Below are 6,183 nucleotides of genomic sequence, written 5' to 3' on the forward strand. Positions count from 1 at the left end.
GATCCATCGACAACCCCGACCGCCCCGACAACACGGTCAACGCCACCTTGTCCTCGAACACCCCACGAAACTGCATCCAGGTCAAGGCGAGCACGAGGGCCGTGACGAGCGCCAGCACCAGGCCGGCGAGCTTGTAGGGCGGGATTTTCGACTTGTTCAGAGGCGCGGTCATGGCGCTAAACCGTGAGGTTGAAGTTCGGGTCGGTGCCGTACAGCGCCAACGAGGCCAACAGGACCACCAGCACGATCGCGATCAACGAGGTACGCATCGACCTTCCCACGGCCTCACCCACACCGACGGCACCGCCACTGGCGAAATAGCCGAAGTAGCAGTGGTTCAACATGACGATCACCGACATGATGATCACTTCGAGGAAGGACCACATCACGTCGTCGACCCGCAGGAACGTATGGAAGTAGTGCTCGTACGTGCCGACCGACTGCGAGTAGAAGATGGTGGTGACCAACTGCGCCGACATGAACGACAGCAGGATCGCCATGGCGTAGAGCGGGATGATGACGACCGCGCCTGCCATGATCCGGGTGGACACCAGGTACGAAATCGACTTGATGCCCATCACTTCGAGCGCGTCGACTTCCTCGCTGATCCGCATGGCGCCGAGTTCGGCGGTGGCGCCGGCCCCGACCGTCGCGGCCAGTGCCTGGCCGGTGACGACGGGCGCGACGACGCGGATGTTGGCCAGGGCGGCGAAGAACCCGGTGAACGCCTCGACGCCGATGTTGCCGAGGGAGGCGAAGCCCTGGATGGCGATCAGTGAACCCGCCGACAGCGTGACGAAGCCGATGATCGCGACGGTGCCACCGATGACGGCCATCGCACCGGTGCCCATGCCGATCTCGGCGACCAGCCGCAGCGACTCCCGCCGGTAGTGCCGGGCCGCATGCGGGATGTGGGCGATGGCCTGCACGACGAACCACGCGACGTGGCCCATGCTGTCGAGCATCCGGGCCGGCGCCCCGGCGAAGTCGGCGGTGCGCGAGTAGGCCCTGGGGAACCGGGCTCGCAGAACGGCGTTGGTGCTCATCTCAGTGCCCCGTCCCGAACCGCACACCGATCGTCGTGAGCACCACGTTGACCGCGAACAGGGCGACCACGCACAGCACCAGCGTCTCGTTCACCGCGGTCCCCACACCCTTGGATCCGCCCGCGACGGTCAGGCCGCGGTAGCACCCGACCAGTCCGGCGATCAGGCCGAACAGGGTGGCCTTGATGACCGAGATCATCACCTCGGGGAAGCCGGTGAGCAGGGTCAGGGTGGAGACGTAGGCGCCCGCGGAGACGTTCTGGATGTAGACGCCGAAGAAGAAGCCGCCGACCAGGCCGATGATGATCACCGCGCCGTTGAGCATGAACGCCACGAAGGTGGATGCGACGACCCTGGGAACGACGAGCCGTTCGATCGGATCGATGCCGAGGACCTCGAGCGCATCGATCTCCTCGCGCACGGTCCTGGCGCCGAGGTCGGCGCAGATGGCGGTGGAGCCCGCGCCCGCGACCACGAGCACCGTGACCAACGGGCCCAACTGGGTGACCGCGCCGAGCGCCGCACCGGCGCCCGACACGTCGGCCGCACCGAACTCGGCCAGCAGGATGTTCAGCGTGAAGATGATCAGCACGGTGAGCGGGATCGACACCGCGAGCGTGGGCAGGAAGGCGACCCGGATCAGGAACCAGCTCTGCAGCACGAACTCTTTCCACTGGAAAGGCCTTGTCAGCAGCGCCTTCCCGGTGAGGACGGTCATCTTGAAGAAGCCGCCGACCATCGCCAGCGGCTTCTCCATCTGCCCGCGGACGTACCCAACCAGGCCATCGGTCGACGTTGTCACCGGTGCTCCCCTTCGGCCTGGCGCACGCCTCGCCCCCGGCACAAACCAATGTGCGAGATCTGCATCTCCCTACTCGTGGGTAGTAACTGAGACCACAGGACTGTACCCGATTCATTCCGGGCGGTGCACCGCATCGGCTGGATTGAGCCTCCAACCGTTAGCAAACCTCGCATATCATCGTCGATCTATGTTTTGACCTGCAGAAACCGTTGTTGCAGAGTTACTTTCGCTAACGTCACGCCGGGCCTCCGCACCGTAGCGCTGACGGAGTTCGGTCTTGAGCACCTTGCCCGACGGATTGCGGGGCAGGGCGTCGACGATCTCGAGCACTTTGGGGTGCTTGTAGCGGGCCAGTCGCTCGGTCAGGAACCCGTCGAGGTCGTCGAGGCTCAGGGGGTCGGACAACGCGGCCCGTAACACCACGATGGCGACTGGCACCTCACCCCACTGCTCGTGTGCCCGGCCGATCACCGCGACCTCGACGATGGACGGGTGGGCCGCCAGGACGTTCTCCACCTCGGCGCAGTAGATGTTCTCCCCGCCGGAGATGATCATGTCCTTCTTGCGGTCGACGACCCAGATGTAGCCCTCCTCGTCCTGGCGGACGAGGTCCCCGGAGTGGAACCAGCCGCCTGCGAAGGCTTCCGCGGTGGCTTGCGGGTTGTTCCAGTACCCGGACATCAATGTCGGGGCGCGGTAGACGATCTCACCGACCTCGCCGACCGGCACATCGTTCATGTTCTCGTCGACGACGCGGGCCGACACGGTCGGGATCACCGTGCCGACCGAGCCGAGCTTTCTGATCGCATCGTCGCCCAGCAACATGCAGGTCACCGGGGACATCTCGGTCTGGCCGAAGGCGGCGAGAATCTGTGTGCCGGGGAAGGTCTCGGACATCGACCGCAGCAGGGTGTCCGAGGCCGGGGCGGCTCCCCAGGACAGCACCCGCAGCTTCAGGTCGCGGGGGCGGGCCCGTTGTTCGGCGCAGACCACCTGCCACTGGGCCGGCACCAGGAAGACCCCGGTGACCCGCTCGGCCTCGAGCACGTCGAGCAGACTGCCCGGGTCGAAGGCCCCGAGGGGGTAGATCACGGTCGGCCTGCCGAGCAGCATGCCGATGATCATGTTGCCGATGCCGGCGATGTGGAACAGCGGTACCCCGATGAACCCGACGTCGTTGTGGATGTCGGCACCGCTGGTGAACAGCACCGTCATCGCCTGGCCGGCCAGATTGATGTGGGTGAGGACCGCGCCCTTGGGCCGGCCGGTGGTTCCCGAGGTGTACATGATGAGCGCCGGGGAGTCGTCGGCGATGTCCACCGGCGGCGCCGGTTCCCCGTCCTCGGCGATGAGCACGTCGTAGTCGAGCACGTCGTCGTCCTCGGCGGCCCTGGCGCCGGCCACGATGACCGTCGACAGGGTCGCATCGAGTCCGCGGACCGCGGTCGCGACCCCGGCCAGCACCGATTCGGTGACGATCGCGCTGGCCTGGCAGTCGCCGACCAGGAAGGCGATCTCGGGCGGGGTCATCCGGAAGTTGACCGGCACCGCGATCGCGCCGAGCCGATTGGCGGCCAGGACCGACTCGACGAACTCGGGGCGGTTGAGCATCAGGACGAGCACGCGGTCGCCGGCGCCGACCCCGCGACGGCTCAGCGCGCCGGCGAGCCGGGTCACCCGGTCGTCGAACTCGGCCCATGTGGTGGTGTGCCCCAGGAAGCGGAGCGCGGTGGCGTCGGGTTGCATCAGCGCGTGCCGCGCGAGTTGGGTGGTCCAGTTCTGGCGCCGGGCCAGGTACGGCTGCTCAATCGGGGACGGCGAGGCAGTCAACGGCTCTCCAAGACCTATCGGGTTGCACGACGTTTATATTTGATCAAACATGGAGTTGTCTGGGTCACATTATGGCCTCGGCGCCCCGGGGACAACCCCGCAGCACACGGACCGAAAGGTGACCAGGACACACGTGAACGCGCCGGTGAGAACGGCCGTGCGACGACACGGCGGGGTGCGGCGGGAGCAGCTCTCCGACGAGGTCGCGACGCGACTGCGGGCCGAGATCATGACCGGGGAACTGCGGCCGGGCACCTTCATCCGGCTCGACGAGACGGCCGCGGCCCTCGGGGTGAGCATCACCCCGGTCCGCGAGGCGTTGCGCACGCTGCGCGGCGAGGGCATGGTGCGGCTCGAGCCGCACCGCGGCCACGTCGTCGTCGCCATGACCCGCACCGACGTCGAGGACATCTTCTGGCTGCAGGCCACCATCGCCCGCGAGCTGGCCGTCACCACCACGGGGCGCATCACCGATGGCCAGATCGATGAGCTCGAACGCCTCAACGGTGAACTCGCGGCCGCCGTCGAACGGCAGAACCCCGACGAGGTCTCGTCCGCGGAGTTCGCCTTCCACCGCGCCTTCAACCAGGCCAGCGGCCGGATCAAACTGGCCTGGTTCCTGCTGCACGTCGCGCGCTACCTGCCGGCGCTGACCTATGCGACCGATCCCCGCTGGGCGGACGAGACCCTGGCGAGTCACCGGAAACTCATCGCGGCACTGCGACGCCGCGATGCCGACACCGTCGCCGAGCTCACCGCCGCACAGTTCAGCGACGGCGCAGAGCGGTTGATCGCGCGGCTCGACGCGGTCGGGATGTGGGACTGAGCCGGCGGGTCGCGCGGTGGCGTGTCGCGCGGCGGAACGACCATCGACCTGCCCGGCTATTAGCGACTTTTCAGCGACAATCACCTCATCCACACCGTGGACCCCGCTCGTCCCAGCCGCGGTCTTTACTCACGTCACTGGCACCCCATCCGCCTCGTACGCAACGGATTTCGGGCTGTCCGGCTATCAGCGACAGAGTCGCTATCAATCGGGCGCTGGGCTGGTGAGGCTGACGATGGTGCAGTGATGTCAGGGGCGGGTGCGATCACTGACTATGGGGCCGTTGAGGCGCCTGAACACCCGAGTGGCGATTGTCGCGGAAAAGTCGCTGACAGCCGGGCACCTCGAGTGCCCGTCGCGCGGCCGTGACCTCCTCACACCCGGGCCGAACCTGTCGGACCTCGGTGGCACGGTGCCGACATGACGGACAAACTCCTGCTCAAGGGCACCAGCCTGCGCTATGTGCTGACCATGCAGCTGCTGCGGTGCGGCCCGCAGTCGGTCGCCGATCTGGTCGACGCGCTCGACGACCAGGGCTTCACCACCGCAGGCAGGCCGTCGAAGGCGATCTCCGACGCGCTGCGCTGGGAGATGGCGCGCGGTCGGGTGTACCGCGTCAGACACGGCCGGTACCGACCCGGAGAAATGCCGCGCTCGACCGAATACCGCATCCGCGAGCGGGTGGCCGAACTGCGTGCGGCGGCCGCCGACCTCAGGCCAGCTGCTGAACCCTCGCCACGAGGGCGTTGGCCAGGTGATCCAGGGTTTCGCCGATCACCTTCTTCACCATCGGAGCCGGGATCGGCAGCTTGACCTCGACCTCGAGGTCGACGGTCAGCAGTGCGGTCGCCCCGACCGCCACCACCGAGAATCGTTGCTCCTGTTTGGAAAAGTGGTCGCCCTGCTGCAACACCGTGTAGATCTGGTTCGCGTCGGGGTAGTACACCGCGGTGATGAACATCCCCGACTGGCCTTGGATTTCAACGTCCAGACGCAGCTGGCTGGGCCGTCCGTCGTCGTAGCGGGCCAGGATCCAGCAGCCCTTGATCTCGGGATTCCACTGCGGATAGGCCTCGAAATCACCGACGATGGCCATGATCTTGTCAGCGGGGGCGTCGACCTCGACGGTCTTACTCACGAGCGGCATCGGCAGAGCATATCGAGCCCAGCAGCGACCGGATCGGGCCGGGAATCGGTACCGGGCGGCGCGTCGTGCGATCCACGTAGACGTGCACCCAGTGCCCGACGGCGGCCACCGGCCCGTCCGGCTCGAACAGCCCAAGACGGTAGGTGACACTGCTGTTGCCCAGCCGCGCCACCGACAGCCCGACCACCAGCGGATCGGGGAATTTCAGCTCGCCGTAGTAGCGGCACCCGGACTCGGCCACCACCCCCAGCCACGGCGCCGCGACGGGATCGATATCGCAGCTGGTGTTGATCCAGGCGTTGATCGCGGTGTCGAACAGTTCGTAGTACACCGCGTTGTTGAGGTGGCCGAACATATCGTTGTCGGTCCACCGGGTCAGCACCGGCCAGTGCACGGGGAAATCCGTCGTCGACAGGGGCGCTTCCATGCCGGTCAGTCTGACAGGCTGGTGGCTGTGAGAATCCGCGGAGCTGTCCTGGAAACCATCGGCGCGCCACGCCCATACACCGGGTCCCAGCCGTTGACGGTGTCC

7 protein-coding genes are annotated in these 6,183 nt (G+C 66.8%); 2 read left to right on the forward strand and 5 right to left on the reverse strand.

Going from position 1 to position 6,183, the window contains the following annotated elements; genetic code table 11:
• Positions 1 to 176: 176 nt before the first annotated feature.
• From ACWDTP_RS36645 to fadD5, 3 genes are all read right to left on the reverse strand, one after another.
• A complete protein-coding gene (locus ACWDTP_RS36645) occupies positions 177 to 1,046 on the reverse strand; it encodes an MlaE family ABC transporter permease (RefSeq protein ID WP_450028118.1) in 870 nt (289 codons plus the stop codon).
• Position 1,047: 1 nt separating this feature from the next.
• Entirely contained in the window at positions 1,048 to 1,848 is an 801-nt protein-coding gene (locus tag ACWDTP_RS36650; RefSeq protein ID WP_450028119.1) for an MlaE family ABC transporter permease, read from the reverse strand.
• A 174-nt stretch (positions 1,849 to 2,022) separates the two neighbouring features.
• Positions 2,023 to 3,696, reverse strand: coding sequence for a fatty-acid--CoA ligase FadD5 (fadD5, locus tag ACWDTP_RS36655; protein WP_450028123.1), 1,674 nt, complete (start codon positions 3,694 to 3,696; stop codon positions 2,023 to 2,025).
• 115 nt (positions 3,697 to 3,811) lie between these two features.
• Here fadD5 and ACWDTP_RS36660 point away from each other — a divergent pair, with 115 nt between their 5' ends.
• Both ACWDTP_RS36660 and ACWDTP_RS36665 read left to right on the forward strand, forming a co-directional pair.
• Entirely contained in the window at positions 3,812 to 4,504 is a 693-nt protein-coding gene (locus ACWDTP_RS36660; RefSeq protein WP_450028124.1) for a GntR family transcriptional regulator, read from the forward strand.
• A gap of 420 nt (positions 4,505 to 4,924) precedes the next feature.
• Positions 4,925 to 5,317, forward strand: coding sequence for a hypothetical protein (locus ACWDTP_RS36665; RefSeq protein WP_450028120.1), 393 nt, complete (start codon positions 4,925 to 4,927; stop codon positions 5,315 to 5,317).
• On the opposite strand, the gene ACWDTP_RS36670 is transcribed toward ACWDTP_RS36665, so the two are convergent.
• Together ACWDTP_RS36670 and ACWDTP_RS36675 are read right to left on the reverse strand one after the other, a co-directional pair.
• Positions 5,217 to 5,651: an SRPBCC family protein gene (locus ACWDTP_RS36670; protein ID WP_450028121.1), complete on the reverse strand. Its 435-nt coding sequence runs from the start codon at positions 5,649 to 5,651 to the stop codon at positions 5,217 to 5,219. The two genes, ACWDTP_RS36665 and ACWDTP_RS36670, sit on opposite strands and share 101 nt — an antisense overlap.
• Positions 5,635 to 6,078 carry an acyl-CoA thioesterase gene (locus ACWDTP_RS36675; RefSeq protein ID WP_450028122.1) on the reverse strand — a complete coding sequence of 148 codons (444 nt, stop codon included), beginning with the start codon at positions 6,076 to 6,078 and terminating at the stop codon, positions 5,635 to 5,637. Before ACWDTP_RS36675 ends, ACWDTP_RS36670 begins: the two co-directional genes overlap by 17 nt.
• Positions 6,079 to 6,183: the final 105 nt, after the last annotated feature.

The organism is Mycobacterium sp. NPDC003449 (genome assembly GCF_053588415.1).